We start from the raw sequence: 25,894 nt of genomic DNA, 5'->3' as shown, positions 1-25,894 counted from the left end.
TGAGCGCGGGCGAGACGGGCCCGGTCACGCCGCTCGTGCCGGGGGTTGGCGATCTTCTCCCCGGTGGACAGGGTCACCAGGGAGGTGATCCCGGCATCCAGGCCGATCGCCGCGTCGGTGGCGGGGGCGGGGACGATGGTGTCTTCGAGGAGCATCGAGACGAACCAGCGTCCGGCGCTGTCGCGGGAGACGGTCGCAGTCGTCGGCTCCGCTCCTTCAGGGAGCGGACGCGACCAGCGGATGTCCAGCGGCTCCGCCATCTTGGCCAAAGTCAGTTGCCCGTCGCGCCACTTGAAGGCGCTGCGGGTGTACTCGGCCGACGCTCGGGACTTCTTCCGGCTCTTGTACCGGGGGTACTTCGCACGCTTGGCGAAGAAGTTCCCGAACGCCGTCTGAAGATGGCGGAGCGCCTGCTGGAGCGGGACGGAGGACACCTCCGTCAGAAAGGCCAGCTCATCGGCCTTCTTCCACTCCGTGAGCGCGGCCGACGACTGCACGTAGGAGACCCGGCGCTGCTCGCCGTACCAAGCCCGGGTGCGGTCCTCCAGCGCCTTGTTGTACACGAGGCGGACGCAGCCGAACGTGCGAGACAGCTCGGCTGCCTGCTCGTCCGTGGGGTAAAAGCGGTACTTGAACGCCCGCTTGACCTGCTGCGTCACACCTCACACCGTATCAGATTCCGTGTGAGTACAGGGTGTCGGTCGGTGGACGGTGTACGCCGGTCCGCCCTGGCGGCGAACCGGCTTTCCTTGCCCTGCTCCGCAGGAGCTTCGTTTCCTCCCCGGCCTGAAGGCCGGGGTATCCACGAAGGAAGGCCCCGATGAGCATTCATTCGAAACGGACAGGTACGCGGGGATCGGGTCCAGATGAGGCGATTTCACGACGGCGACTCGGTCGAGGAGCTGACCTTCCTCCTTCACCGTGCGTACGCGGACCACGCCGCAGCCGGGCGGGTCTTCTTCGCCTCCTACCAGTCTCCACAGGACACCCGACACAGACTGAGCAAGGGCGAGTGCTGGGTCGCCACCAAAGGTGACGAACTGGTCGGGACGGGCACCGTGTCAGTCCCTCACACCACGCCCACCGGATACCCCGCACCCGAGGGGAAGGGGTCCTTTTGGCAGTTGGCCGTGGATCCGTCACAGCGGGGAAGCGGGCTGGAACACCGGCTCTTGACGCTGGCAGAGGCCAGGATCGCTACGCTCGGCTCGTCGCACGCCGTCATCGACACTTCCGCGGCGGCGGATGACCTCCTTGCCTGGTACCGCCGACGCCGATACACGCCGATCGGGACGTGGCAGTGGGGCGTCATCAACTACGACAGCATCGTCCTGGCAAAGAATCTGTCGGCGAGCCTGGACACCCCCTGAGGTTCATCGTTACCGTCCGCGTCCGGCCTGGGGTCCAATACCGGTGACTTTGGCCGATCGGTCGCCGCTCAGCGGTGGACCGGGACGCCGGATCGGCACATGTGCCGCGTACGGGTGTCCCACATCCACCGGGTGCGGGTAAGCGGATTGGGCCTGGGTCAAGTGGCTACTGAGGCCGGCGCAACGGTGCGAGCGCGCTCGTGAAGTTCCCGTGCCGTCGTGTTCTTGAGGTGGGGTTGGATCAGCCCGAACATGGTGCGGATGCGTTGATCGACCCGGCCGCTTTGCACCAAGGCGTACTCGTCCAGCGCCTCGTGCCATGTGGCGCAGGCCGCCTCCAGGTGGCCGAGTCCCATCTGGAACTCGGCCAGGGTGAGGCGCTCCTTCACCCGTGACCGTCGATAGACGTCGTAACACAGGCGGTCGGATTCCTGCATGGCCTCCACCGCCCCCGGTAAATCGCCGAGTTCATGTCGCACATGGCTGATGTGGTAATGCAGGGATGAGGGGTCGTAGGAACCGAAAGCCTTCTCTCTGGACTCGGCCTTTTCCATGGCTGATTCCGCCTCGGCGAGATACCGCAGTGCGTTGGCTCGGTCGCCGAGCTGAGCCGCCGAATGCGCCTGCTGCCCTGCGAGAAACGCCCTCATGCGCGGCCCTGCCTGTGGAGATGCCGCAGCCGCTGAGTCAGCCAACCGCATGGCCGTGTGCCCATGACCCAGATCAACCGCCTGCACGCTCATCCCGCGCAGCGTCGTGCAATACGTCAGATGGTCGTCCGCCGCCCCGGCCAGTTCCAGCGCCTTGAGGTAGTACTGCTGAGCCAGGCCCTGCAGCCCTTCATCCACTGCCATGTATCCCTTGAGATAGCAGAGGTCGGACGCGGCTGAAATCATCGCCTTACGGACCGGTTCCGGGGCGTCGGCACTGAGGTAGGGGGTCACGGTGTTAACGAGAAACGCGGCGGCCATCGGGCGTGCGTGGCGACCGCCGAACTGGTCGTCAAGCTCCGAGATGCGCTCGGTCATGGCTATGACCGTGTTGACGTCATTCACCCCGATACGCCGCGTCCGGCCGGTCTGGGCGGCCTCTAATCGACCCACTACATCGGGCCAGTTGGGCACGGTCACCGCGACGGAGAAGAGACTCATGCCGAGGATGCTGCGACGTGAGGGGTCCATATCCTGCCTCCCGAGGTCGACCAGCCCTTCCACCGTACTCGGGCGGGCGTTCGAATCATCGGCAGTCACAGGGAATCCCGCCTCCACGTGCGTGATCGGCCGATGCAGCTTGCGTGTCAGCGCTTCCAAGATGAGCAGGCGCCGTTCCCATGACTCCGCTTGCCAGGCCTTTGCAGGCCGTTCTGGCGGGCGGTACGGCCACGCCTCGATCGTTCGCAACAGGGTCGGGGCGGGTCGGCAAGTGCAGTGCACCAAGCCAACCAAGGAAGGAACACAGCGATGACAGCATTAGCGAGCGACCAGCGAACCGGCCGGTCACTGGTGAGCGAAGAGCTGTTCAGCAGCCTCACTCACTTCGTGGTCACCCACAACGGGCAGACCTCGGCGCGCGCGGAACGTATCGCCGACCAGGCGGTTGCGTTCCTCGCGACTGTGGCCACCGCCACCGTGCCGATGGTGCCGTCCGATGACGTGGACATGGGCCTGCACGCCTTCATCCTGCACACGAAGGCGTACGGCGAGTTCTGCGATCAGCACGCCGGGCGCTTTCTGCACCACAACCCGGCCCCCGGCGCTTGCGGACGCACTCTGGAAGCCGTCACGACTACGGCACGTGCCATGAAAGCGGCGGGCTTCATGGTTCTCGATGACCTGTGGACCGTGGACGGGGAGTCGGCCGCACAGTGCGACTCGGATTGCGGACGGGACTACAGGGTCAGCTGAACACCTGTAACCTCCGGTCGATGACGTGAAGCGGGATCGGTTCTCGCAGAGGGCCGGTCCCGCCACTGGGAGGATTGGCGCGGTGACCCATACGGGGCCATACGAATTGCCCGGCGGCGTACTCGACACGCTCGCGCCGACATCAATGCGGCGCGTGCTGAACCGTCGCGGATCAACCGTTTGGGATGTGGCGACAGACCGAGGGAGGTATGCCGCCAAACTCGGGTATCCAAGCGTGACGCACGCCTGGACTGCCCTGGCGCCCGCCCGTGAGGGTGCGATCTTGCAGCGCCTCCACAGGGACGATGTCAGCTATGGCGATTGGGAACACGGCACCTGGAACGTCCAGCCCTGGCACCAGGGCGAGAGCCTGTACGACCTGTGGCAGCCGCACCGCTCCGATGAAGCCTCGTCCTCGCCCGACCTCGGTGAAGCTCTGTCGTGCGCGGAAGCCGTAGCCGTCTTGCACGCCACGGGGTGGGCGCACGGGGACATTCAGCCTGCCCATTTGATCGTCAGCTCCGAGGGAACGGCTCTCATCGATCTCGCCTTGGCGCATGGCGGGGACATCCCCACTGCGTACGACTTCGCCTATCGAGGCTGTCTCGTCCACTACGAATCCCCGGAGATCTCCCGAAGCGTGCTGGAGACCGGTACGGCCACACCGACGATGGCAGCGGACGTCTACGCTCTGGGTGCGACGCTCTTCATCAGCGCTACCGGGCTGCGGCATGTGGCGTATCCCGATGACGCGAGCCGTAAGGATCAGCGGCGAGCCATCGTGGAGGGTCCGCATCGGCCGGTGGACGTGCCCGGGGTGCTGGGCAAGCTTATTGACGCCATGCTGAGCCCCGAACCATCCCACCGCCCGACCAGCGCCGAAGTCTGCGCGGAGCTGCGGAGCGCCTGCTGAATGGCGCAAACGCCCGAAGGGGGCCGTCGCGCCGGGCTGCGGCGTGACGCCCCCTTCGGGCGTGCCTGGGGCGTTGGCTCAGGGCTGTTCGGCGATGCGGGTGGCGATGCCCTTGACGACGGTGACGTCCGCGTGGACGCCGCCCTTCTTGACCGCCGCGTCGAGTTGGTCGAAGGTGCAGTCGTTGGACGTCTGGCCCTCGGGGTCGCCGCAGATGGTGCCGGCGCCCACGATCTCGGTGTCGTCGGCGACGAAGAACGCCTTGTTCTGGACGATGTACTTGCCGGGCGCGAGGTAGGTCAGGGCGCCCGAGAACGTGCCATTGGTGGCCTTGCCGTTGGAGGAGCCACCGTTTGAGGCCCCGCCGTTCGAGGTGCCGCCGTTGGACGAGCCGCCGTTCGAGGTGCCGCCCGTGGAGCCCTTGGAGCCGCCGCCGTTGGACGAGCCGCCCGATGAGCCGCCCGTCGAGCCGTTCGACGACCCGCCCGTCCCGCCCGACGACCCCGCCGACGGGTCTTCCACGATGCGGTCGGCGATGCCCTTGGTGACCTTGACCTCGGCCGTGACGCCGCCCTTCTTGACCGCCTTGTCCAGCTGGTCGAAGGTGCACTTGGTGGTGGACTGGCCCTGGGCGCTGCCGCAGATGGTCCCGGCGCCGAGGATCTGGGTGTCCTCGGCCACGTAGAACATCTTGTTCTTCACGGAGTACTTGCCGGGTGCGACGTAGGTCAGGGCGCCGACGAAGGTGCCGTTGGTGGCCTTGCTGTTGGCGGCCTTGCCGGGGGCGGCCGGGGCGGAGGACGACGACTTGCCGGATCCCGAGTCGGCGGCGTCGGACGGCTGGCAGGCGGTGGCCAGCAGAGCCGCGGACACGAGCAGACCGGCGCTGGCGAACGTACGGACGCGGGAGCGGATGGCACGCATGGGAAGAACCTTCTTTGTCAACAGTGGAGTGGAGTAGCGCCGGCGAGGTGCTCGCTCGGTCTGATACTCAGCCTGCCGATGACGGCTGCCGTTCCATTAACGCGCCGCTAACGAACCGCTGACGCCGCCCACTTGGCCTTTACGCGCCCGCCGGGGACGGGCGAAGGGGCCGCCCCGCCGGACAGTGGCAGGGCGGCCCCTTCGGGCTTGTGCGGGTCGTGCGGGTCGTACGGGTCGTACGTACGGGCTCGCGGCGAGGCGTTACGCGCGGGCGGGCACCCCGCGCAGCTCCCGCCGCGCGGACTCCGCGCACCGCTCGGCCTTCGCCTTGCGCGTCGCGTACAGCGTGACCGACGCCGCCCCGGCGACGGCCGCGAGGCCCAGCAGGACCGTGCCGCTCCAGCCCGCCGCGTGGAAGGCGAGCGCGCCGAGCGTGCCGCCCGCGCTGCTGCCGATGTAGTACGAGGCCTGGTAGAGCGCCGCGGCCTGGGCGCGCCCGGTCTTGGCCGTACGGCTCACCGCCGAGGACGCCGCCGCGTGGCCCGCGAAGAAGCCCGCGGTGATCAGCACCAGGCCGAGCAGCACCGCGGCGATCGAGTCGAGGAGGCTCAGCAGCAGCCCGGCCGCCGTCGTGGACACGGCCACGTACAGCGCGCCGCGCCGGCCCAGCCGGCCGACCAGCTTGCCGGTGGCCGCCGAGGAGACCGTGCCGACCAGGTAGATCAGGAAGATCGAGCCGATCATGCTCTGCGAAAGCCCGAACGGCTGGGCCACCAGGCGGTAGCCGATGACCGTGTACACCCCGCCGAAGACCGTCATGAACAGCGCGCCGATCGCGTACAGCCGGCACAGCAGCGGATCGGACAGATGCCCCGCGACGGTACGGGCCAGCGCCCGCGGGCTCACCGCGGCCGGGGTGAAGTGCCGGGCCTTGGGCAGCAGCAGCCGGAAGGCGACCGCGCACAGCAGCGCCATCGCGCCGACCGCGGCCAGCGCCATCCGCCAGCCCCAGCCGTCGGCCACCCAGCCGGTGATGATCCGGCCGCTCATCCCGCCGACGCTGTTGCCGGCCACGAACAGCCCGATCGCGCCGACCAGCGCCTTGGGCTGCACCTCTTCCGAGAGATACGCCATCGCGGAGGCCGGGATACCGGCGAGCGCCGCGCCCTGGACCGCGCGCAGCCCGATCAGCCAGTTCAGATCGGGGGCGTACGGCACCAGGAGGGCGATCGCCACCGCGACCGTGAGCGAGCCGGTCATCATCGCGCGCCGCCCGAACCGCTCGGACAGCGCGCTCAACGGCAGCACCGCCAGCGCCAGTCCGAAGGTGGCCGCGGATACGCTCCAACTGGCCTGATCCGGCTGGACGTGCAGATCGTCCGAGATCGCGGGCAGCAGCGCCTGGGTCGAGTAGAGCAGGGCGAAGGTCGCCAGCCCGGCGGTGAAGAGGGCGAGCCGCATCCGGAGGTAACCGGGCCGCCCGGGGCTCAGCTGCTCGGGGACGGGGACGGGGACGGGGACGGGGACGGGGACGGAGGATGCGGAGGCGGAGGCGTCGACGGATGAGGTTTCCGTGGACGCCCCGGTATCTGCAGCAGGCATGGTTCGACCGTATGTATCCTCCGCTGATGCGTCCAATGCACAGAATCGAGATAATCGATGCAGTGCCGCATGAGCAGAGGTCAGGGTCGTCTGTGTCACGCATCAGTTACGAAAACGACATTCCGGTGACGGCTGATATCGAGGCCGAGTCGTGGGCCGCGGCGCTGACGCCGCGCCTCGCCCAGTTCGCCGCCGTCGCCCGCCACGAGCACGTCACCCGGGCCGCGCAGGAGCTCGGGGTGCCCCAGTCGACGCTCAGCCGCGCCATGGTCCGGCTGGAGGAGGACCTGGGTGTCGCCCTCTTCGCCCGCCGCGGCCGCACCGTCGCGCTCACCCCGGCGGGCCATACGTTTCTGCGCTCCGTCGAACGGGCCCTCGCCGAGGTCGACCGGGCCGCCGAGTCCGTACGGGCCGACGCGGATCCGGCGGCGGGGCGGGTCTCGTTCGGCTTCCTCCACACCCTCGGGTCCGAGACCGTACCCGAGTTGATCCGCGCTTTCCGCGTCGACCATCCGCGCGTGCGCTTCCAACTCGTCCAGAACTACGGCGAGGCGATGATCGAACGGCTGCGGGCGGGCGGCCTCGACCTCTGCCTGACCTCGCCCGTCCCCGACGCCCCCGACCTCGTCGCCCGCCGCCTCGACGAACAGCGGCTCCGGCTGGTCGTCCCCGACGACCACCGCCTCGCCGGCCGCCGCCGCGTCCGCCTCGCCGAGGCCGCCTCCGAGCTCTTCGTCACCCTCGAACCGGGCTACGGCCTGCGCCGCATCACCGACACGCTGTGCGCCGAGGCGGGCTTCACCCCGAAGATCGCCTTCGAGGGCGAGGAGGCCGAAACCATCCGTGGCCTCGTCGCCGCCGGCCTGGGCGTAGCCCTCCTCCCACCTCCCGCCGTCCCCCGCCCCGGCGTAGCCGAACTCACGGTCACCTCGCCCCGCGCCGTCCGGGAGATCGGCGTCGCCTGGCTGGAGGGTCACGACGACACGCCCCCCGTGGCGGCCTTCAAGCGGTTTCTCCTGAGCCGCCGGGGCCAACTCCTGGACTAGGTGTTCTGTCCACTGAGGTTGGTGACGGACGCCATGGTTGAGTGATCTTGAAATGGGTGAGGGCCTTCTGGCTCGGTGTGGATGGCGAGATCTGCACCGGCGACCAGAGAGGCCCTCATGCCGCACCGTAACGCACCCTGACCACCGGGCGTCTGCGTCTGGCCCGCTGCGTCGTGGACGACGGCTGGCCGCTGCGGCGGGCCGCCGAACGCCCTTCGGGCGGAGCGGGGGCCTGGGGGCGGAGCCCCCGAACGGGGTCCGGGGCGGAGCACCGGCGGGGGTCCGGCGGGGGGTCCGGGGTCCGGGGAGCCCCAGGTTTCGGTAAGGGGCGGGTCGGGGGACCGGCTCGCCGCAGGCGCACCCGCACACCGAGGCGCACCCGCACCACACCGGGCCCACCACGCGGCAGAGCCGCAACGGCGGGGTCGGCGCCCAAAAAGTCCGCTCAGCGCCGTAGGTTGGCGCCGAAGCCCGCCGCCAGCGGCATCCGCAGGCCCAGCGGCGGCGGAGCCGCCAGGGCGTCGGCCACCGGGCGGGAGTAGCCCGAGGCGAAGAGGGAGCCGAGGAGGAAGTCGATGGCCAAGGCCTGGACCTCGGAGCGGTGTTGGTGGAGACCGTGGCCGTCCGTGTGCACCTCGAAGCGGCACACATCCCGGTTGACCTTCTTCGCCCGCTCCGCCAGCCGGTACGACAGATCGGGGTCGGTCCGCTCGTCGTTCGTGCCGTGGGCGATCAACACCTTCCGCCCCACCAGCTGTTTCACCGGTTCGGGCGCGGGCTCCGTATCCGGTTCCGGCAGCCATGGCGCGAGCGCCACCACCGAGCTGACGGCCGGGTGGCCGGCGGCGCGGAGGGCGGCGCGGGCGCCCATGCCGTGGCCCGCGAGGCAGATCGGGATGTCGCCGTAGCGGCGTACGACCTCCTCCGCCGCCCATCCGGCGTCGGTGGCGGGGTCGGCGGAGGCCCCGTTCCAGCCGCGGCACCGGTAGTGGACGACATGGGCGGTCAGCCCCTCGCTCCGGCCCGCCCGGACCATGCGCCGGGCGAGCGGCAGTACCGCCGCGGCGGACAGCCGGGAGGGCCGCCGGGTTCCGGCGGGATCCGCCCCGGGCAGCAGCAACACCACACCGTGTACGGTCTCTCGCGCGGCGGCCGCGCCCATCGGCCGCCCCAGCCGTGCGCCCCGTTCGGGCAACGCTTGCTGAGCCATGGCAAAACGATCGCAGAAGGAGTGGTGTACTCCACTACCCCTGCGGGTCACTGTTGCGTATCTATCCCGCGATCCATCTCGCCACATCTACGCGCGTAGGGGCTATGGTGCGCAGATGACGAGCGAGCACACCCACCAACCCAGCCCCGAACAGATCCGCCGCGCGCCCAAGGTGCTGCTGCACGACCACCTCGACGGCGGGCTGCGCCCCGGCACGATCATCGACCTCGCCCGGGAGACGGGGTACGACGCGCTGCCGGAGAGCGAACCGGACAAGCTCGGCCTCTGGTTCCGTGAGGCGGCCGACTCCGGGTCGCTGGAGCGCTATCTGGAGACCTTCTCGCACACCTGTGCCGTCATGCAGACCCGGGACGCGCTGGTCCGGGTCGCCGCCGAAGCCGTCGAGGACCTCGCCGAGGACGGCGTCGTCTACGCGGAGATCCGCTACGCCCCGGAGCAGCATCTGACCCACGGGCTCACCCTGGAGCAGGTGGTCGAGGCGGTCAACGAGGGCTTCCGCGAGGGCGAGCGGCGGGCGCGGGAGAACGGCCACCGGATCCGGGTCGGCGCCCTGCTCACCGCGATGCGTCACGCGGCCCGCGCGCTGGAGATCGCCGAGCTCGCCAACCGCTATCGCGACCTCGGCGTGGCCGGGTTCGACATCGCGGGCGCCGAGGCGGGCTTCCCGCCCACCCGCCATCTGGACGCCTTCGAGTATCTGAAGCGGGAGAACAACCACTTCACGATCCACGCGGGCGAAGCCTTCGGACTGCCGTCGATCTGGCAGGCGCTCCAGTGGTGCGGGGCCGACCGGCTCGGCCATGGGGTCCGCATCATCGACGACATCGAGGTGGCGGACGACGGCGGTATCACGCTCGGCCGGCTCGCCTCGTACGTCCGGGACAAGCGCATTCCGCTGGAGCTGTGCCCGACCTCCAACCTTCAGACGGGCGCGGCCAGTTCCTACGCCGAGCACCCCATCGGGCTGCTGCGCCGGCTGCATTTCCGTGCCACCGTTAATACGGACAACCGACTGATGAGTGGTACGAGTATGAGTGCTGAATTCCAGCATCTTGTATCAACGTTCCACTACACGCTGGACGACATGCAATGGTTCACGGTCAATGCCATGAAATCATCCTTCATTCCTTTTGGTGAACGTCTTGCGATGATCAATGACGTGATCAAGCCTGGGTATGCTGAATTGAGGTCCGAATGGCTGTTCCGGCAGGTGGCCTCCACGTCGGCTGTGACCAGGGATTCTGCCGCCAAAAACAGCTGATCGTACGGACGGGGCAAAGGGCTCGACCGATCTTCGGGAGTCGATTTCCCGTGTTTGCGGGCAGTCGAAATCCATGGCTACGTTTCCGTATCGGTCAAGCCCCCCGTCTCAAGGACAGATTTCTGATGAAGCAGGGAACCATCAAGACCCTCGGTGTCATTGCCCTCGGTACTGTCGCCATCATTGCCGGAGGCGGCACCGCGTCCGCGGTCAGCAGCGCCCCGGTCCCCGGCGGCTCCCCGGTCCCCGGCGGCTCCGCGAGCAGCGGCGACTCCGCGAGCAGCGGCGCCCCCACCCCGCAGCTCCCCGGGAAGCCCGCCGTCAATCCCTCGGCCCCCAAGCCCCAGGGCCTGCTGGGCGGGCTCCCCCTCGGCAACCTGCCCGGCGGCCTCATGAAGCTGGGCTGATCCTCCGCTTCGGCACAGGGCCGGGCCGCACATCCGGAGAGGGTGTGCGGCCCGGCCGTTCCGTATGCCAGGATCACGCCGAGATGCCGCGGCGCACCGGCGCCGCGGCGCACGGGCAGCCGACGGTGGGAGTCCTCCTATGCGGGTAAGCGCGACCGGCCTGACGGCCCTGCTGGCCACACCCGTTCTGGTGCTGGCCACCTCCTGCGGCGGCGGTTCGGACTCCGGCGGGGACGGCAAGGCCACCCCGTCCGCGGACCGGAGCGCGCGGTCCACCGAGGCCGCGTCCCGGCTGGAGCGGGCCGCGCTGGCCCAGGGCGATCTGAAGGGCTACAGGATCACCACCCGCAAGGCCGAGAACTGGGCCAGCGGCCAGCCGAAGGCCCGCGAGGCCACGTGCCAGCCGCTCGCCGACTCCACCGGCGACAAGCCGAGCCCCGGCGCGAAGGAGACCGTGCGTCGCGGGGTGAACAGCCTGAAGACCCCGTACAAGGGCATCACGGCCGGGCTCAGCACCTACGGCACGGCGGGCGCGAAATCGTTCATGCGCGATCTCAGGACCGCTGTGGCGGCGTGCTCCGGAGGATTCGCCACCACCCTCAGCGGCCAGACCGTCAGCTACCGCGAGGTGCGGTCACGCCAAACCCCGCGCGCGGGCGACGACATCCTGGCGTACCGGATGACCGCCCTGTCCCAGGGCACGAAGATCCCGCTGAACTTCGTGGTCGTACGGTCCGGCCCGACCATCGCCTTCTTCGCGGGCGTGGACCTCAAACGGTTCACCGACTTCCCGCCGTCCCGCCCCGTCATCGACAAGCAGCTGGAGAAGCTGTCGAAGACCAAGGGCTGAGTCACCAGGCCTCGCGGTAGCCGTCCTCCGCCGGAAGCAGGATCCACAGCGCGATGTAGAGCAGGCACTGCGGCCCCGGCAGCAGACACGAGACCAGGAAGATCACCCGCATCGTCTTCGGGCTCGTCCCGAAGCGCCGGGCGAGACCGGCGCACACACCGGCGATCATCTTGTTGTGGCGGGGGCGGACCAATGGGGCGGCCATGATGGTGACTCCTCGTCGTCGTGCCCTCGGCTGCGTACCGTCGGCATCGTGCCTGGTACGGGCTCTGTGACCGGCTACCCGGGAAGCTCTTCCCGATACCTCGACGTTAGGTGCGCGAACCGGACGAGGCGTCGCTCCACGGTGCGATCCCGACCCTGGGAATCGTCGGGGTCACGGTCTGGATGCCCTCGTCCCGGGGGAGGGCGGCGGCCCGCCCCCGGTCCGCCCGGCGGCGGAGCCACGCCCGTACGGCGGGCACCACCAGCACATGCGCGAGCGCGACCCCGAGTGTGTTCAGCAGCAGCGCGTCCAGGTTGAGGATCTGCCCGGTCACCTCGCTGCGCCCCAGCGCGACCACCAGGGACGCCATCGCCCCGGTGAAGGCCGTCCGGACCAGGGAGGCGAGGGGATACACCTCGATCCGGCCGCCCGCCAGCGGCAGCAGCACCCCCAGCGGCGCGAGCAGCAGCAGTCCGCCTCCGATCGAGCGGACGGCCGCCCAGGGGCTGAGCGCCAGATCCGCGCGGATGGTGGCCAGCGGCTCCAGGGTCGCGGCCGATACCCAGGGCACGCTCACGGGGCGCAGGATCAGCCAGCAGACGAACGAAAGGTGTGCGACGAGGAGGACGAAGCCCGCGGCGCGGTAGCGGAAGGCGGCTCTGCGGCCGAAACGACCCTGCACGCCAGAGAGGACGTCGCGCGCGGGGGTCGCGGTTCCGGCCGCACTCCGCTGGTCAGCACCTTGTTACCGAGAAGGTCGCCGACCAGGGGCGCAGAAGAGCCGGCCGGTAACAGATCAGGACACACGGGCAACAGATCAGGACACCAGGACCCCGGAGTCGACCGCGGTCTCGGGATGGCGGCGCATCTCCTCCGTGCAGGCATAGCGCTTGAGCGGGTCCCGTTCGCTGTCCGGGCCACCGAGCATCACCTGGTGGTCCTCGTCGGCGACCGTGGTGTCCGCGAAGGTGCAGACGATCTGCGCGAGCGCCAAGGATTGCAGCTCCTCGGGCGGCCGGTTCAGCCGCAACGCCCGGTCCGGACCGTCCTTGGCCGGGCCGGAGACCGCCACCCAGTCCTCCACCGCCGTGGAGAACCCGGCCGCCGCCTCCTCCGCCGTGGGCGGCTGCTCCAGCTGCTCCAGCAGCGCGCGGGCCACCTGCACCGGCTCCGGCGGCGCCTTCTCGTCCGTCAGCCGTGCGCTGCGGCTCACCGAGAGGATCCGCGAGGTGCACAGCAGATAGATCCGTACGGAGACCCGGCCCGCCCCCTCGGCGGACCGCCCGGACTCCGGCGCCTGGCAGGACGCGCGCGAGGGCGCGGCCCCGGCGTCCACCGGCACCGAGGTGGCGCGGATGCCGCATCCGGCCGCCAGCAGCGCGACCGCGCCGGTCAGCAGGCAAGCGGCCGTCCGGGTCCAGCCGGACTCGGTCCGCCTCCGGGGCGCTTCAGCCTCCCCCTGCCTTCGGCTGGGGGGACCCCCGGTCGACGGTCGACCGTGCTCGGCCACTCGCGCGGCGGTAGCCGCATATCGATGGGAGCCCTCGCGGCCCCCGCGCGCTCTCCCTTTCAACAGCGGCGCGCCCCTTCGGCTCACTCGCGCGCTCATGGGGTGCCCTCCTCGTTCTTGCCGCCGTCCTCGTCCCCGTCCTCGCCCGAGGCGAGCCGCGAGGCGTCCATCGGCAACCGCAGCGTGAAGACGGCCCCGCCGTCCGGGGAGTTCGCCGCGCTGATGTCCCCGCCGTGGATATGGGCGTTCTCCATCGCGATCGACAGACCCAGCCCGCTGCCCTCCGAGCGGGGGCGGGAGGCGCTCGCCTTGTAGAAGCGGTCGAAGACATGCGGCAGCACGTCCTCCGGGATGCCAGGACCGTGGTCCCGCACCTTGATCAGCAGCTCGTCGCCCTCGGTGCGCACCGAGACCCGCACCGGCGAGCCGCCGTGCTTGAGCGCGTTCCCGACGAGATTGGCCAGGATGACATCCAGCCGCCGCGGATCCAGCCGGGCCACGATGCCGCGCGCCGCGTCCAGCTCCACCGCGTCCAGCCAGGCCCGCGCGTCGATGCAGGCGGTCACCTGGTCCGCGACATCGACGTCGTCGAGCACCAGCCGGGCCGTGCCCGCGTCGAAGCGGGTCACCTCCATCAGGTTCTCCACCAGGTCGTTCAGCCGCCGGGTCTCGCTCACCACCAGCTGCACCGCCGGGGCGATCATCGGATCGAGCGAGTCGGCCTCCTCCTCCAGCACCTCTGAGACGGCCGTGATCGCGGTGAGCGGCGTACGCAGCTCATGCGACATGTCCGCGACGAACCGCCGGCTGGACGCCTCCCGCGCGGACAGCTCCGCCACCCGCTTCTGCAGCCGCTCCGCGGCCCGGTTGAAGGTGTGGGAGAGATTGGCCAGCTCATCGGAGCCGGAGACCTGGAGCCGGGTGTCGAGATGCCCCTCGCCCAGCCGGTGCGCCGCCTCGCCGAGCCGCTGCACCGGCCGCAGCACGGTGGCCGCGGCGGCCTGCGCGAGCAGCGCGGAGCCGATCAGCGCGAGCGCGGTGGCGATCCCCAGCGACCAGGCCAGGGAGTTCAGATCCTGGCGCTCGGTGTCCAGGGACTTGAGCAGATAGCCGGTCGGCCCGCCCCCGTTGACCTTCGCCCCGCCGACCAGATACGGGGTGCCGTCCAGCGTGATCCGCTGCCAGTAGAGGTGGTACGGGGCCGTGTTCCCGTCCCCGACCGAGCGCCTCTGATCCACCGCGTGGCGCAGCGTCCTGGGCACCACCTTCGGCGTGAACAGATCCTCGGCCGAGGCCGCCACACAGGTCCCCCCGCCCCGCGTCCGGGAGATCAGCAACACCTCGTACTTCTGGGTGCTGTCCGCCATGCGGTCCGCGGCGTCCTGCAATTCGGGACATGTGGGTATCGGGGGCAGCGGGTCGGTGTCTTCCTTCAGCGACTTGCGGAACTCGTCCAGCGCCGCGTCCTGGGTACGGGTCAGCACCGCGTCACGATTCAGCCAGTACGCGATGGCCGACGCGGACACGGCGGCGGTCAGGGCCACCAGACCGAAGACGAGCATCAGCCGCAGCCTCAGACTCAGCCACCGCAGGAGCCCCGCGGCCCAGCCCCGGGCGCGACCGGGCTCTTCGCTCACTGCGCTCAACTCCGCACTTCTCCGCCCCCGTGGACGCACCTCATTGCGGCGCGTCCAGCCGGTAGCCCACGCCGCGGACCGTACGGATCAAGGTCGGTGACGAAGGCACGTCCTCCACCTTCGCGCGCAGCCGCTGTACGCATGCGTCGACCAGCCGCGAGTCCCCGAGATAGTCGTGCTCCCACACCAGCCGCAGCAGCTGCTGCCGCGACAGCGCCTGCCCCGGCCGCCGGCTCAGCTCCAGCAGCAGCCGTAGTTCGGTGGGGGTGAGCTGCAAGTCCTCCCCGTTCTTGGTCACCGTCATGGCCGCCCGGTCGATCACCAGACTGCCGAAGGCCGCGGAATCGTTGGCCTCCCGCTCGCCACGGCGCAGCACCGCGCGGATCCGGGCGTCCAGCACCCGGCCCTGCACGGGCTTGACCACATAGTCGTCCGCCCCCGACTCCAGGCCCACGACGACGTCGATATCGTCGCTGCGCGCGGTCAGCAGGATGATCGGCAGCTGGTCGGTGCGCCGGATACGGCGGCACACCTCGAAGCCGTCGATCCCGGGCAGCATCACATCCAGCACGATCAGATCCGGCCGCTGCTCGCGCAGCAGTTTCAGGCCGTCCTCACCCGTCGCCGCCGTCGCCACACGGTGGCCCTGGCGGGACAGAGAGAGTTCGAGGGCCGTGCGGATGGCGTCGTCGTCCTCGATCAGCAACAGGAAAGGCACGTTGGTCATTCTGGCCTACAAGGGGCCTGTAGTTCGACCGTCGGGGGTTTATCAGCCCTATCCCCTGTGACGAGGCTGTGACAGTCGGCAGACACCGCCATGAAACTGGCCCGGCAAAGTCTTCTGTGCACCAGGCGGAACACCGGCCGGGGCAGCCGGCAGCGAACCGACCAGGCACCACCGACGGGGGGCGCGAGATGAGCACACTGCACTTCACCAACACCAGCGCAGTTCGCACGCGCCTTCACGACGCCGGTCGGAGCAACGAGAAGTCCGGTGCCGTGAGCGGGCGGGGGTGCGCTAGCGGCACCGGGCGTCAGCGGCCGCCTTACATGGTGGCCATTGACGCGAACCCGGGGGCCGAGGGGGCCGGCAACGGCCTCAGGGGGAACGGGGGAACCGGGGGAGGCTCGTACAGGGAGGCCGAGGGGGAGCGGCGTACTGGCTCGGAAGCGGAGTTCACCGCCTACGTCCAGGAGCGCCGCGCCTCCCTGTACGCAACCGCCTACCACCTGACCGGCGACCGGTTCGAGGCCGAGGACCTGCTGCAGAGCGCGCTGTTCTCGACCTACCGGGCCTGGGACCGGATCAGCGACAAGGCGGCGGTCGGCGGCTATCTGCGGCGCACCATGACCAACCTGCACATCAGCGCCTGGCGCCGGCGCAAGCTCAACGAGTACCCGACGGAGGAGCTGCCGGAGACGGCGGGCGACCACGACGCGATGCGCGGCACCGAGCTGCGCGCCGTGCTGTGGCAGGCCCTGGCCCGGCTCCCCGAGCTGCAGCGCACGATGCTGGTGCTGCGCTACTACGAGGGCCGGACAGACCCGGAAATCGCGGACATACTCAACATCAGTGTCGGAACGGTCAAAAGCAGCATCTGGCGCTCACTGCGCCGGCTGCGCGAGGACGAGGCCCTCAGCTTCGGCCGTGACGAGGAAGAGTCCTTCGGCGAACTGGTCGCCTGACGGCGACGGGGTGACCGGAGGCGGGGGGAACACGGGGGAAGTGCAAGGGATCGGGGGAAAACGGGGGAAGTAAGTACGGGGGAACGAGGTGTGAGACCGGACAGTCGGGGGGTCTGTCCGGTCTCATACCTTTGTGCGCCTGGGCCGGCGCCGCTCTCGCGGACCTGGTCGCTCGCCGTGGGGGTTGCTCAAGCGATGGTCGCGGTAGGCGACGGTTCATGCGACGCGCAGCGGCCCGCCGACGCGGCGGCTATCCGTTCCAGCGCCGCGTCCCTGCCGCAGGCGTACGCCCCCAGCGCCGTCTGCCGGGCCACGATCCCGCGCTCCGCACGCATCAACCGCCAGCCGCGGCGCAGCAGATACGGTGCCGACTTACGCCCCTCCCGCAGATCGCGCAGCAGCCGCCGCCGGAAGGTGGTGGAGGGCCGGCCGCGCAGACAGATCGCGTCCGCGAGCACGCCCAGCTCGGCGCAGCGCCCGATGATGTCGGCCGCGAAGATCCCCTCGGCGATGAACAGCGGCGTACGGCCGATGTCCAGCGGTTCCTCGCCGACGCGCGAGCTGGAGGCGATGTCGTACACCGGCACGGTCGTACGTGACGTACGGCCCAGCGCGTCGATCGCCGCGACCGCCGCGTCCGCGTCCCACGACAGCGGCGAGTCCCAGTCGGTGCCCCCGCCTCCCGCGAGCTGGGGGAGCGTGGGGTCCTCACCCTCCTTGTAGAAGTCGTCGAGGTTCAGCACGGGCAGCCCGGTGCGGGCCGCGAGGGACGACTTTCCCGAGCCGGAGGGGCCGGAGAGCAGGACGACGCGAGCGGGTGCGGGATGGATGGTCACGGAACACCAGTGTGAGGCATCACCCCGCTCCCTGACCTCGCCGGGTCGGGTCCACAAGGCGGTGCTCTCGTTCACCGCCCCAGGGTGCGGCAGGCTCAGCCATTCCGGATGATCAGCGGTGCGTGAGGAGGCGCGAGGCTTCCGCCGCCGCGGTGTTCCGGGCCTGTACGAGGGCTTCGGTGCGGCGTCCGCCGGCGCTGGCGATGGGGCCGAGGCCGCCGGAGCCGCCGCCGACGGTGCGGGCCGCGTCGGTGAGGATCCGGCTGGCCTCGGTGCCGCCCTGGTGCAGGTCGGACGAGACGGCGGCGGCGAGGAGGGCCTTGCCTTTGTGTTCGGCTCCGAGGAGCACGACGGCCGGGCCAGGCTGGACACGCCGGAGGGTGTCGGCTGCAAGGCCGCGCAGTTCGTCCGGGGCGATGCCGGTGACGCGCTGGGTGACCAGATGGCCCTGGCCGGTGGGCCGGGCCTGGCCGGCGAGGTGGTCGGCCTTGTGCCGCAGTTCCTCGGCCCGCAGTTGGGACAGCTGGTCCCGGGTCGGCGCCTTCCGCCTGCTCAGCGAGTCCTCGATCGGCTCCAACCTCCGCCGTGTCGAAGCCTTCACCGGCCACGGCGCCCTACGTCAGGTGAACTCCACACCGGCGACAGCGGCAAGGCGGTGGTGGACGGCGGCCGGCGCAAGGGCCTGATGCGGTCGGACTCGGCCACCCACATCCTCCACTCCGTCGTCATGGCAACCCTGGGCGATGCCGGAGGCCGAGAACAACAGGGCGATCGGCGAACCGGGCATGACCCGCGACCAACTGCCGGCCGCCTGCCGTGACATCTGCCCGCCCGAGAAGGAAGCCCTCGGCGTCTTCGCCGTCCACCTCGCCCCGCAGCCGGGATGACCGGACACGCGAACACGCCGCTCTGTGCTACGGCCTCGACGGCGGCCCCCTCGCTCATGTGCGCATGGGCGAGGAGGCCATGCCTCACGCGCCCATGGGATGCCACACCGTCTTCGTCTCCAGGAAGGAGAGCAGACGGCCGGTGCCGGGGTCGGCGGACCAGTCCACAGGCTGTGGACGGATGACGCGCTTGAGGTTCTCCGCGGCGGCGGTCTCCAGCTCGACCGCCGACTCCGGGCCCGCGCCGGCGAGATCGATCGCGTTGACGTCCTGATGGGCGGCGAGCGGGGCGGCGATCTCCGCCGTCCTGCCGGAGAGGATGTTGACGACACCGCCGGGCAGATCGGAGGTGGCCAGCACCTCGGCCAGGGAGAGGGCGGGGAGGGGAGCCCGCTCGCCGGCGACGACAACGGCCGTATTACCGGTGACGATCGCCGGGGCGATCACCGAGACCAGGCCCAGGAACGACGGCTCCTGCGGTGCCAGAAGGGCCACCACACCCGTCGGCTCGGGGGTGGAGAGGTTGAAGTACGGGCCCGCGACGGGGTTCGCCGAGCCGACGATCTGGGCGACCTTGTCGGACCAGCCCGCGTACCAGACCCAGCGGTCGATCGCCGCGTCCACCTGGGCGGTGGCCTTGGCCTTGCTCACCCCTTCGCCGTCGGTGACCTCGCGGATGAACTGCTCGCGGCGGCCTTCCAGCATCTCCGCGACGCGGTAGAGGATCTGGCCGCGGTTGTAGGCGGTGGCACCGGACCAGCCGCCGAATGCCTTACGGGCGGCGACGACCGCGTCCCGGGCGTCCTTGCGGGAGGCCAGGGGAGCGTTCGCGAGCCATGTGCCCTTGGAGTCGGTCACCTCGTACACCCGCCCGCTCTCGGACCGGGGGAACTTGCCCCCGACGAACAGCTTGTAGGTCTTCAGGACACTCAAACGCGCATCAGACATCGAGGTACGCCTCCAGGCCGTGGCGGCCGCCCTCGCGGCCGTAACCCGACTCCTTGTAGCCACCGAAGGGCGAGGCGGGATCGAACTTGTTGAACGTGTTGGACCACACCACACCGGCCCGGAGCTTGCTCGCCATCCACAGGATCCGCGAGCCCTTCTCCGTCCAGATCCCCGCCGACAGCCCGTACGGCGTGTTGTTCGCCTTGGCCACGGCCTCCTCGGGGGTACGGAACGTCAGCACGGACAGCACCGGGCCGAAGATCTCCTCGCGGGCGATCCGATGGGCCTGGGTGACCCCGGTGAACAGGGTCGGCACGAACCAGTAGCCGGAGCTGGGCAGTTCGCACTCCGGCGCCCAGCGCTCGGCGCCCTCGGCCTCACCCGCGTCGGCCAGCGCGCGGATACGGGCGAGCTGCTCGGCGGAGTTGATGGCGCCGATGTCGGTGTTCTTGTCCAGCGGGTCCCCGACCCGCAGGGTGCGCATCCGGCGCTTGAGCGCGTCCAGCAGCTCGTCCTGGATCGACTCCTGCACCAGGAGGCGGGAGCCCGCGCAGCAGACATGGCCCTGGTTGAAGAAGATCCCGCCGATGATCCCCTCGACCGCCTGGTCGAGGGGCGCGTCGTCGAAGACGATGTTCGCGGCCTTCCCGCCCAGCTCCAGGGTGACCTTCTTGTCCGTGCCCGCGACGGTACGGGCGATCGCCTTGCCGACCTCGGTCGAGCCGGTGAAGGCCACCTTGTCGATGCCCGGGTGGGCGACCAGCTCGGCGCCGGGCGAACCGTCACCGGTGATGATGTTGACGACGCCCTTGGGGAGCCCCGCCTGGCGGCAGATGTCCGCGAAGAAGAGCGCGGACAGCGGGGTGGTCTCGGCGGGCTTGAGCACGACCGTATTGCCCGCGGCCAGCGCCGGGGCGATCTTCCACGCGAGCATCAGCAGCGGGAAGTTCCACGGGATGATCTGGCCCGCGACGCCCAGCGGCCGGGGGTTGGATCCGTAGCCCGCGTACGCCAGCTTGTCGGCCCAGCCCGCGTAGTAGAAGAAGTGCGCGGCGACCAGCGGGAGGTCGGCGTCACGGGACTCGCGGATCGGCTTGCCGTTGTCCAGCGACTCCAGCACCGCCAGCTCACGCGAGCGCTCCTGGATGATCCGGGCGATCCGGAAGAGGTACTTCGCCCGCTCCGAGCCGGGCAGCGCGGACCAGCTCTCGAAGGCCTTACGGGCGGCCTTGACCGCCCGGTCCACATCGTCGGCGCTGGCCTGCGCGACCTCCGAGAGGACCTCTTCGGTGGCGGGGGAGACGGTCTTGAAGACCTTGCCGTCGGCCGCCTCGCCGAACTCGCCGTTGATGAACAGCCCGTAGGACGGCGCGATGTCGACGACCGCGCGGGACTCGGGCGCGGGCGCGTACGCGAAAGGGTTCGTCGTGGGAGTCATGGCAGTCTCAGTCCACCGTCACGTAGTCGGGACCGGAGTACCGGCCGGTGCTCAGCTTCTGGCGCTGCATCAGCAGATCGTTGAGCAGGCTGGAGGCGCCGAAGCGGAACCAGTCCGCGGACAGCCACTCCTCGCCCACCGTCTCGTTGACCATCACCAGGTACTTGATCGCGTCCTTCGAGGTGCGGATGCCACCCGCGGGCTTCACCCCCACCTGCACCCCGGTCGTGGCGCGGAAGTCGCGGACCGCCTCCAGCAGGACGAGGGTGACGGGCGGGGTCGCGTTGACGGCCACCTTTCCCGTGGACGTCTTGATGAAGTCGGCGCCCGCGAGCATCGCCAGCCAGGACGCGCGGCGCACATTGTCGTACGTCTGCAGCTCACCGGTCTCGAAGATGACCTTCAGATGGGCCGCGCTGCCGTCCTCGCGGACGCACGCCTCCTTCACCTGCCGGATCTCCTCGAAGACCTGCAGATAGCGCCCGGAGAGGAAGGCGCCGCGGTCGATCACCATGTCGATCTCGTCGGCCCCGGCGGCCACGGCGTCACGGGTGTCGGCCAGCTTCACGGGGAGCGCGGCCCGGCCGGAGGGGAAGGCGGTCGCGACGGCCGCGACGTGGATGCCGGAGCCGCCGCTGCCGGCGAGGGCCTCCTTGGCGGTGGCCACCATGTCGCCGTAGACGCAGATCGCCGCGACCTTGGGGACCGTGCGGTCGGTGGGGTCGGGGTGGACGCCCTTGGCGCACAGCGCCCGGACCTTGCCCGGGGTGTCCGCGCCTTCCAGGGTCGTCAGGTCGATCATGGAGATCGCCAGGTCGATGGCGTACGCCTTCGCCGTGGTCTTGATCGAGCGAGTGCCGAGGGTCGCGGCTCGGGCCTGCAGGCCGACCGCGTCGACGCCCGGCAGGCCGTGCAGGAAGCGGCGCAGCGCGCCATCGGTGGCGGTCACGTCAGCCATCGACGCGAGTCGCTCCGCGGCCTCTTTGCCGTATGCGGGAACTGTGGTGGGCATGGTCACCAGACGAGCATATCTACGCGCGTAGTAGCTGTCATCCCCCGGTCGCGGAATCCTTCACCGGAGGCGTGGTGCAGAATCGGCCTCATGACGAGCCCGGACGACTCAGCCTCCCCGCACCGGCCCGACAAGGAGCCTGAGCGCACACCAGACCAGGAGAACACGTTCTCCGACCGCGTCTACCGCTCCCCGGGCGGGATCGCGGGCGGTGTGCTGCTGCTCGCGATCGGCGCCTGGCTCGGCATCGACGCGATCATCCGGGGCGAGGGCCGGACCCCCTGGCTGGCGCTGGCCGGGCTGCTGTTCGCGGTGCCGGTGGTGATCGCCTTCACAGTGCGCCCGGCGGTGTACGCGGGCGCGGACCGGCTGCTCGTACGCAACCCCTTCCGCACGATCACACTGCCCTGGGCCTCGGTCGACGGACTGCGCGCCGGCTACACCAGCGAGGTGCTCGCGGCCGGGGCGAAATACCAGCTGTGGGCGATCCCGGTCTCGCTGCGGCAGCGCAAGCGCGCCGCGCGGCGGCAGGCCCGGTCGGCCACCGAGGACCCCTTCGGCCGCACGTCCACGCAGGTCGCGGTCGACACCGACGGGGACCGGCGGGCCGCGTCCGACGCGGCGGTCGGCGATCTGCGCGAGCTCGCCGAGACCAACGCCGGGCGGGAGGGCGCACAGGGCGCCCCCGAGGTGCGGTGGGCGTTCGAGGTCATCGCCCCGACACTGGCCGGTGCGGTGCTGTTGGTGGTCATGCTGGCGATCGGCTGAGGTCTGCTGAGTCTCTGGGCGTGTCGGGCTCTGCTGAGGTCCGGGGCCTACGGCGCGCTCGGCCAGACCAGCGCCATATAGGCGCCCAGATACGCCGACGACAGCACCACCCCGCCCAGCACCAGCGCCCTCGTCCGCGCGGTGGCCCGCGCGATCGCCACGGCGGCCGGCAGCAGCAGCGGGAATCCGGGCAGCAGAAAGCGGGCGCGCGGAAAGAAGACACCGCCGCTGCCCAGCACGATCAGCAGCAGCACCCCGGTGAAGACGAGGAGCGGCAGCGGCTGCCGCGCGGCGAGCGAGCGCAGATAGAGCACCGGCGCCGCGATCAGACAGAGCGAGACGACGATCAGGAACATCTGCGGACGCGGCTCATAGGCGAGGATCCAGCGGAGGTTGCGCAGGGTGTCCGCGCCGCCGTCCCACTCGTTCGTCCAGGCCCGCTGGACGGCGAGATAGCCGTCCCAGCGGCCCAGGCGGTGGCCCACCCAGACGAGGTAGCCGAGCCAGCCGAGGGGCGCCAGGAGGGCGCCCAGGGCGATGCGGGCGGGGTGTGCGGTGGGCTGTGGGTCTCCGCCGCTGTTTTGGTTCTCGCCGGGGTTCGTGCCGCTGTTCTTGCCGCTGTTCGTGCCGCGTCTGTGGGCGATGAGCGCGGCCACCGCCGCGATCGAGACCGCCGCGGCGACCGCGACACCGGTCGGCCGGGTGAGCCCGGCGAGGATCGACAGCCACCCCGCCCACACCCAGCGCTCCGTCAGCACGGCGTACAGCGACCACGCCGCCAGCGCCGTGAACAGCGACTCCGTATAGCCCATCGATTGGACGATCGCCACGGGCGTCGCCCCCCACAGCACCGCGACGATCACCCCGACCCGGCGGCCGTACAGCCGGTCGCCCACCGCGAAGATCCCCCACGCGGCGATGAGCGACGCGGCGAGCGAGAGCAGCAGGCCGACGCTCGCGCGGGAGCCCGGTGTGACCGCCGCGACCGCCTTCACGAGCATTGGGTAGAGCGGGAAGAAGGCCAGGTTGTTGTGGGGGTGGGCGCCCGTCAGGACATCGTCGTAGCCCTGGTCGGCGATGCCCAGGTACCACCTGGAGTCCCACTGGTTGGCCAACTGTGGCCAGACCCCGTGGCCCTTGACATGCGCCCACTTGGTGAGCACGGCGATGCCGAGGAGGCGGACGGCGGCGTAGCCGAGGATGGCCGGCGCGGCGTGGCGCAGCGGCGACCGTTGTGGGGGTGCTGGGGTGGAGGCCGGGGTGGCTGATTCTTCTGGGGGCGGTGTTGCTGCTGCCAAGGACGCGTTCGGTGACACTGCGGCAACTCCCGGGCGAGAGGACTCAGATGACCAGCGTGTCCCGGCCCGGGAGCGAGCGCCGTGGGCGGCTGCGACGGGTGCAGTAGGTGATTCACCCGTGCGTGCGGCCGTGGTGTTCCGGGTTTAGATTCCCGCCGTCGCTGAAAGGTCCGTCTTGAGCGCGGACAGCACCGTGTCCGCCGTCGTACGGGCCGTGGTGAGCACGTCCGCCCCGGGGACGTCGACCACCACCTCCAGGTAGCACTTCAGCTTCGGCTCGGTGCCGCTCGGGCGGACGATCACGCGGGCCGAGCGGACGGTTCCGTCGCCGGAGAGGTAGTAGCGCAGGCCGTCCGTCGGGGGGAGGGTTTCGGTGCCCCGCGACAGGTCCTCCGTTGACGTGACCGCCAGGCCCGCGAGCGCGGTCGGCGGCTGTTCGCGCAGCCGCTTCATCGCCGTGCCGATCAGGGACAGGTCCTCGACGCGCACGGACAGCTGGTCGGTGGCGTGCAGACCGTGGGCGACGGCGATGTCGTCCAGGAGGTCGGAGAGGGTGCGGCCCTGCTCCTTGAGCTCGGACGTCAGCTCGGCGACCAGCAGCGCCGCCGTGATGCCGTCCTTGTCGAGTACGCCGCCCGGGTCCACGCAGTAGCCGAGCGCCTCCTCGTAGGCGTAGCGCAGCCCGTCGACCCGTGCCAGCCACTTGAAGCCGGTCAGCGTCTCCTCGTACGGCAGGCGGGCGTCGCCCGCGATCCGGGAGAGGAGGGACGAGGAGACGATCGTCGTCGCGAACGTGCCGCGGGCGCGTTTGTGGACGAGGTGGGTGGCGAGGAGGGCCCCGACCTCGTCCCCGCGGAGCATGCGCCACTGTCCGTCGGCTGTGGGTACGGCGACCGCGCAGCGGTCGGCGTCCGGGTCGTTGGCGATGATGATGTCCACGCTGCCGCTGCCGCCGTCGTCGCCGCCGCCGCCGACTCGTGCCGTCTCGCGGGCGGTCGCGAACGCCAGGTCCATCGCCCCCGGCTCCTCCGGGTTGGGGAACGCGACCGTCGGGAAAGCCGGGTCCGGCTCGGCCTGCTCGGCGACCACCGTGGGGGGCGGGAAGCCGGCGCGGGCGAAGGCGGCGGTGAGGGTGTCGCGGCCGACGCCGTGCAGCGGGGTGTAGACGACGCGGGCGTTGCGCGGCGAGCCGGGGGTAAGGACGGCGTCGGTGCGGGCGAGGTAAGCGTCGAGAATGCCCTCGTCCAGGGTCTCCCAGCCGGTGTCCGGGCGGGGGACGTCGTTCAGGCTGCCGATCGCCGCGATCTCGGCGGCGATGCCGACGTCGGCGGGCGGAACGATCTGGGAGCCGTCGCCGAGGTAGACCTTGTAGCCGTTGTCGCGGGGCGGATTGTGGCTCGCCGTGACCTCGATGCCGGCGACGGCGCCGAGGTGGCGGACGGCGAACGCGAGAACCGGGGTGGGGAGGGGCCGCGGGAGCAGGGCGGCGCGGAAGCCGGCCCCGGTCATGACGGCGGCGGTGTCGCGGGCGAAGTCGGCGCTCTTGTAGCGGGCGTCGTAGCCGATGACGACGAGGCTGCCCGGTGCCCGTTCGTCCTTGCGGAGGTAGGCGGCGAGGCCGGCGGCGGCGCGGATGACGACGGCGCGGTTCATCCGCATGGGGCCGGCGCCGAGCTCACCGCGGAGGCCGGCGGTGCCGAACTGGAGGGTGCCGGAGAACCGCTCGGCGAGCTCATCGAGTGCCTCGGCCTCGAGCAGCGCGCGGAGCTCGTCGCGGGTGTCGGGGTCGGGGTCCTCGGCGAGCCAGGCGCGGGCCTGGGCGATGAGGTCGGGCTCCATGGTGGCCTCCTGGGGGGTGGCTGGGGGTCCGCTGTCGGGTGGTGGTCGGGTGGTGGTCGGGTGGTGGTCGGGTGCGGGGGGTGGGGCGCGGGGGTGCGTTGCGGGTGCGGTGGGGGTGCGGGTGGGTGCGTCGGGAGTGCGTTTGGGGTGCGGGTGCGGGTGCGGGTGCGGGTGGGTGCGCCGGGGGTGCGTTTGGGGTGTGGGTGCGGGGCCTCCGGGGCGGGGGGCCTGGACCGTATATTTACGGCGCCGGTGCTCGGAGGCGTTGGGTTGGCCGGAGATTGGCGCCACAAATACACGTCAGCGTCCAGGACCCCCACCC

General features: G+C 70.6%; 27 protein-coding genes and 1 pseudogene. 11 read left to right on the top strand and 17 right to left on the bottom strand.

The annotated features are described in order from the left end of the window. The coding region (locus tag ABZS71_RS33150) for a transposase (protein ID WP_356216016.1) at nt 1-659 on the bottom strand (659 nt) is incomplete at its 3' end. A gap of 207 nt (nt 660-866) precedes the next feature. Between ABZS71_RS33150 and ABZS71_RS33145 the strand changes: the two genes are divergently transcribed. Beyond that, nucleotides 867-1,370: a GNAT family N-acetyltransferase gene (locus ABZS71_RS33145; protein ID WP_356216013.1), complete on the top strand. Its 504-nt coding sequence runs from the start codon at nt 867-869 to the stop codon at nt 1,368-1,370. 158 nt (nt 1,371-1,528) lie between these two features. Here the strand turns inward: ABZS71_RS33145 and ABZS71_RS33140 are convergent, their stop codons facing one another. Further along, nucleotides 1,529-2,680 (bottom strand): transcriptional regulator, encoded by a 1,152-nt coding sequence (locus tag ABZS71_RS33140; protein ID WP_356216010.1) that lies wholly within the window; start codon nt 2,678-2,680, stop codon nt 1,529-1,531. A gap of 150 nt (nt 2,681-2,830) precedes the next feature. On the opposite strand from ABZS71_RS33140, the gene ABZS71_RS33135 reads away from it, so the two are divergent. Together ABZS71_RS33135 and ABZS71_RS33130 are read left to right on the top strand one after the other, a co-directional pair. Next, the gene (locus ABZS71_RS33135; protein ID WP_355856276.1) at nt 2,831-3,274 is read left to right on the top strand and encodes a hypothetical protein; all 444 of its coding nucleotides are present in this window, start codon (nt 2,831-2,833) and stop codon (nt 3,272-3,274) included. A 283-nt stretch (nt 3,275-3,557) separates the two neighbouring features. Then, nucleotides 3,558-4,187: a protein kinase family protein gene (locus ABZS71_RS33130; RefSeq protein ID WP_355856273.1), complete on the top strand. Its 630-nt coding sequence runs from the start codon at nt 3,558-3,560 to the stop codon at nt 4,185-4,187. A 78-nt stretch (nt 4,188-4,265) separates the two neighbouring features. Here the strand turns inward: ABZS71_RS33130 and ABZS71_RS33125 are convergent, their stop codons facing one another. Together ABZS71_RS33125 and ABZS71_RS33120 are read right to left on the bottom strand one after the other, a co-directional pair. Continuing rightward, nucleotides 4,266-5,111, bottom strand: a complete 846-nt coding sequence (locus ABZS71_RS33125; RefSeq protein WP_355856270.1) for a hypothetical protein — start codon at nt 5,109-5,111, stop codon at nt 4,266-4,268. Nucleotides 5,112-5,372: 261 nt separating this feature from the next. Then, nucleotides 5,373-6,713 carry an MFS transporter gene (locus ABZS71_RS33120; protein ID WP_356216007.1) on the bottom strand — a complete coding sequence of 447 codons (1,341 nt, stop codon included), beginning with the start codon at nt 6,711-6,713 and terminating at the stop codon, nt 5,373-5,375. A 62-nt stretch (nt 6,714-6,775) separates the two neighbouring features. Between ABZS71_RS33120 and ABZS71_RS33115 the strand changes: the two genes are divergently transcribed. Both ABZS71_RS33115 and ABZS71_RS33110 read left to right on the top strand, forming a co-directional pair. Beyond that, the gene (locus ABZS71_RS33115; protein ID WP_356216004.1) at nt 6,776-7,759 is read left to right on the top strand and encodes a LysR family transcriptional regulator; all 984 of its coding nucleotides are present in this window, start codon (nt 6,776-6,778) and stop codon (nt 7,757-7,759) included. A gap of 117 nt (nt 7,760-7,876) precedes the next feature. Continuing rightward, nucleotides 7,877-7,971 (top strand): annotated as a pseudogene (locus tag ABZS71_RS33110) (IS481 family transposase); the annotation flags it as partial. Nucleotides 7,972-8,204: 233 nt separating this feature from the next. On the opposite strand, the gene ABZS71_RS33105 reads toward ABZS71_RS33110, so the two are convergent. Further along, nucleotides 8,205-8,969, bottom strand: coding sequence for an alpha/beta hydrolase (locus ABZS71_RS33105; protein WP_356216001.1), 765 nt, complete (start codon nt 8,967-8,969; stop codon nt 8,205-8,207). A 115-nt stretch (nt 8,970-9,084) separates the two neighbouring features. On the opposite strand from ABZS71_RS33105, the gene ABZS71_RS33100 reads away from it, so the two are divergent. The 3 genes from ABZS71_RS33100 (at nt 9,085) to ABZS71_RS33090 (ending at nt 11,508) form a co-directional block, all read left to right on the top strand. Continuing rightward, complete coding sequence (locus tag ABZS71_RS33100) at nt 9,085-10,251, top strand: adenosine deaminase (RefSeq protein WP_356215998.1); 1,167 nt, start codon at nt 9,085-9,087, stop codon at nt 10,249-10,251. A 125-nt stretch (nt 10,252-10,376) separates the two neighbouring features. Further along, nucleotides 10,377-10,658, top strand: a complete 282-nt coding sequence (locus ABZS71_RS33095; protein ID WP_356215995.1) for an ATP-binding protein — start codon at nt 10,377-10,379, stop codon at nt 10,656-10,658. 139 nt (nt 10,659-10,797) lie between these two features. Next, nucleotides 10,798-11,508: a hypothetical protein gene (locus ABZS71_RS33090; RefSeq protein ID WP_356215992.1), complete on the top strand. Its 711-nt coding sequence runs from the start codon at nt 10,798-10,800 to the stop codon at nt 11,506-11,508. 1 nt (nt 11,509) lies between these two features. On the opposite strand, the gene ABZS71_RS33085 is transcribed toward ABZS71_RS33090, so the two are convergent. The 5 genes from ABZS71_RS33085 to afsQ1 all read right to left on the bottom strand — a co-directional run bounded on the left by ABZS71_RS33085 (nt 11,510) and on the right by afsQ1 (nt 15,578). Next, nucleotides 11,510-11,713 carry a PspC domain-containing protein gene (locus ABZS71_RS33085; RefSeq protein ID WP_355860093.1) on the bottom strand — a complete coding sequence of 68 codons (204 nt, stop codon included), beginning with the start codon at nt 11,711-11,713 and terminating at the stop codon, nt 11,510-11,512. Between the two features lie 106 nt (nt 11,714-11,819). Beyond that, nucleotides 11,820-12,395 (bottom strand): VanZ family protein, encoded by a 576-nt coding sequence (locus ABZS71_RS33080; RefSeq protein WP_355860091.1) that lies wholly within the window; start codon nt 12,393-12,395, stop codon nt 11,820-11,822. 135 nt (nt 12,396-12,530) lie between these two features. Then, the gene (locus ABZS71_RS33075; protein ID WP_356215989.1) at nt 12,531-13,223 is read right to left on the bottom strand and encodes a hypothetical protein; all 693 of its coding nucleotides are present in this window, start codon (nt 13,221-13,223) and stop codon (nt 12,531-12,533) included. Between the two features lie 95 nt (nt 13,224-13,318). After that, nucleotides 13,319-14,785, bottom strand: a complete 1,467-nt coding sequence (locus ABZS71_RS33070; protein WP_355860103.1) for a HAMP domain-containing sensor histidine kinase — start codon at nt 14,783-14,785, stop codon at nt 13,319-13,321. 115 nt (nt 14,786-14,900) lie between these two features. Beyond that, nucleotides 14,901-15,578 (bottom strand): two-component system response regulator AfsQ1, encoded by a 678-nt coding sequence (gene afsQ1 / locus ABZS71_RS33065; protein WP_355860087.1) that lies wholly within the window; start codon nt 15,576-15,578, stop codon nt 14,901-14,903. A gap of 197 nt (nt 15,579-15,775) precedes the next feature. Between afsQ1 and ABZS71_RS33060 the strand changes: the two genes are divergently transcribed. Next, nucleotides 15,776-16,546, top strand: coding sequence for a SigE family RNA polymerase sigma factor (locus tag ABZS71_RS33060; RefSeq protein WP_356215986.1), 771 nt, complete (start codon nt 15,776-15,778; stop codon nt 16,544-16,546). A gap of 188 nt (nt 16,547-16,734) precedes the next feature. Here ABZS71_RS33060 and ABZS71_RS33055 read toward each other — a convergent pair whose 3' ends face one another. Together ABZS71_RS33055 and ABZS71_RS33050 are read right to left on the bottom strand one after the other, a co-directional pair. Continuing rightward, complete coding sequence (locus ABZS71_RS33055; protein WP_356215983.1) at nt 16,735-17,382, bottom strand: ATP-binding protein; 648 nt, start codon at nt 17,380-17,382, stop codon at nt 16,735-16,737. 112 nt (nt 17,383-17,494) lie between these two features. Next, a complete protein-coding gene (locus tag ABZS71_RS33050) occupies nt 17,495-17,959 on the bottom strand; it encodes a DHHA1 domain-containing protein (protein WP_356215980.1) in 465 nt (154 codons plus the stop codon). Nucleotides 17,960-18,125: 166 nt separating this feature from the next. Between ABZS71_RS33050 and ABZS71_RS33045 the strand changes: the two genes are divergently transcribed. Next, entirely contained in the window at nt 18,126-18,269 is a 144-nt protein-coding gene (locus ABZS71_RS33045; RefSeq protein WP_356215977.1) for a hypothetical protein, read from the top strand. A gap of 84 nt (nt 18,270-18,353) precedes the next feature. On the opposite strand, the gene ABZS71_RS33040 is transcribed toward ABZS71_RS33045, so the two are convergent. Genes ABZS71_RS33040 through deoC form a run of 3 tightly spaced genes read right to left on the bottom strand, consistent with a single transcriptional unit; the run spans nt 18,354 to nt 21,667 of the window. After that, a complete protein-coding gene (locus tag ABZS71_RS33040) occupies nt 18,354-19,217 on the bottom strand; it encodes an aldehyde dehydrogenase family protein (RefSeq protein ID WP_356215975.1) in 864 nt (287 codons plus the stop codon). Then, on the bottom strand, nt 19,210-20,655 hold the full coding sequence (locus tag ABZS71_RS33035) for an aldehyde dehydrogenase family protein (protein ID WP_356215972.1): 1,446 nt from the start codon (nt 20,653-20,655) through the stop codon (nt 19,210-19,212). Before ABZS71_RS33035 ends, ABZS71_RS33040 begins: the two co-directional genes overlap by 8 nt. A gap of 7 nt (nt 20,656-20,662) precedes the next feature. Continuing rightward, a complete protein-coding gene (deoC, locus tag ABZS71_RS33030; protein ID WP_355860073.1) occupies nt 20,663-21,667 on the bottom strand; it encodes a deoxyribose-phosphate aldolase in 1,005 nt (334 codons plus the stop codon). Between the two features lie 90 nt (nt 21,668-21,757). Here deoC and ABZS71_RS33025 point away from each other — a divergent pair, with 90 nt between their 5' ends. Then, nucleotides 21,758-22,435: a PH domain-containing protein gene (locus tag ABZS71_RS33025; RefSeq protein ID WP_355860071.1), complete on the top strand. Its 678-nt coding sequence runs from the start codon at nt 21,758-21,760 to the stop codon at nt 22,433-22,435. A 47-nt stretch (nt 22,436-22,482) separates the two neighbouring features. Here the strand turns inward: ABZS71_RS33025 and ABZS71_RS33020 are convergent, their stop codons facing one another. Together ABZS71_RS33020 and ABZS71_RS33015 are read right to left on the bottom strand one after the other, a co-directional pair. Next, nucleotides 22,483-23,658: a hypothetical protein gene (locus tag ABZS71_RS33020; protein ID WP_356216019.1), complete on the bottom strand. Its 1,176-nt coding sequence runs from the start codon at nt 23,656-23,658 to the stop codon at nt 22,483-22,485. Between the two features lie 219 nt (nt 23,659-23,877). After that, entirely contained in the window at nt 23,878-25,572 is a 1,695-nt protein-coding gene (locus tag ABZS71_RS33015; RefSeq protein ID WP_356215968.1) for a phospho-sugar mutase, read from the bottom strand. Nucleotides 25,573-25,894 lie beyond the last annotated feature (322 nt).

Origin of the sequence: Streptomyces sp. NPDC005393 (assembly GCF_040606675.1) — a bacterium.
Classification (GTDB): domain Bacteria; phylum Actinomycetota; class Actinomycetes; order Streptomycetales; family Streptomycetaceae; genus Streptomyces.
This window is presented reverse-complemented; position numbering and strand designations above follow the sequence as displayed.

Excerpts from the sequence above, each read along its gene's own strand:
- ABZS71_RS33135 (WP_355856276.1), top strand. The coding sequence starts at position 2,831 with ATGACAGCATTAGCGAGCGACCAGCGAACCGGCCGGTCACTGGTGAGC.
- ABZS71_RS33125 (WP_355856270.1), bottom strand. The coding sequence starts at position 5,111 with ATGCGTGCCATCCGCTCCCGCGTCCGTACGTTCGCCAGCGCCGGTCTG.
- ABZS71_RS33085 (WP_355860093.1), bottom strand. The coding sequence starts at position 11,713 with ATGGCCGCCCCATTGGTCCGCCCCCGCCACAACAAGATGATCGCCGGT.
- ABZS71_RS33090 (WP_356215992.1), top strand. The coding sequence starts at position 10,798 with ATGCGGGTAAGCGCGACCGGCCTGACGGCCCTGCTGGCCACACCCGTT.
- ABZS71_RS33015 (WP_356215968.1), bottom strand. The coding sequence starts at position 25,572 with ATGGAGCCCGACCTCATCGCCCAGGCCCGCGCCTGGCTCGCCGAGGAC.
- ABZS71_RS33105 (WP_356216001.1), bottom strand. The coding sequence starts at position 8,969 with ATGGCTCAGCAAGCGTTGCCCGAACGGGGCGCACGGCTGGGGCGGCCG.
- ABZS71_RS33095 (WP_356215995.1), top strand. The coding sequence starts at position 10,377 with ATGAAGCAGGGAACCATCAAGACCCTCGGTGTCATTGCCCTCGGTACT.
- ABZS71_RS33120 (WP_356216007.1), bottom strand. The coding sequence starts at position 6,713 with ATGCCTGCTGCAGATACCGGGGCGTCCACGGAAACCTCATCCGTCGAC.
- ABZS71_RS33100 (WP_356215998.1), top strand. The coding sequence starts at position 9,085 with ATGACGAGCGAGCACACCCACCAACCCAGCCCCGAACAGATCCGCCGC.
- deoC (WP_355860073.1), bottom strand. The coding sequence starts at position 21,667 with ATGCCCACCACAGTTCCCGCATACGGCAAAGAGGCCGCGGAGCGACTC.
- ABZS71_RS33035 (WP_356215972.1), bottom strand. The coding sequence starts at position 20,655 with ATGACTCCCACGACGAACCCTTTCGCGTACGCGCCCGCGCCCGAGTCC.
- ABZS71_RS33045 (WP_356215977.1), top strand. The coding sequence starts at position 18,126 with ATGCCGGAGGCCGAGAACAACAGGGCGATCGGCGAACCGGGCATGACC.
- ABZS71_RS33025 (WP_355860071.1), top strand. The coding sequence starts at position 21,758 with ATGACGAGCCCGGACGACTCAGCCTCCCCGCACCGGCCCGACAAGGAG.
- ABZS71_RS33070 (WP_355860103.1), bottom strand. The coding sequence starts at position 14,785 with ATGCTCGTCTTCGGTCTGGTGGCCCTGACCGCCGCCGTGTCCGCGTCG.
- ABZS71_RS33145 (WP_356216013.1), top strand. The coding sequence starts at position 867 with ATGAGGCGATTTCACGACGGCGACTCGGTCGAGGAGCTGACCTTCCTC.
- ABZS71_RS33060 (WP_356215986.1), top strand. The coding sequence starts at position 15,776 with ATGAGCACACTGCACTTCACCAACACCAGCGCAGTTCGCACGCGCCTT.
- ABZS71_RS33040 (WP_356215975.1), bottom strand. The coding sequence starts at position 19,217 with ATGTCTGATGCGCGTTTGAGTGTCCTGAAGACCTACAAGCTGTTCGTC.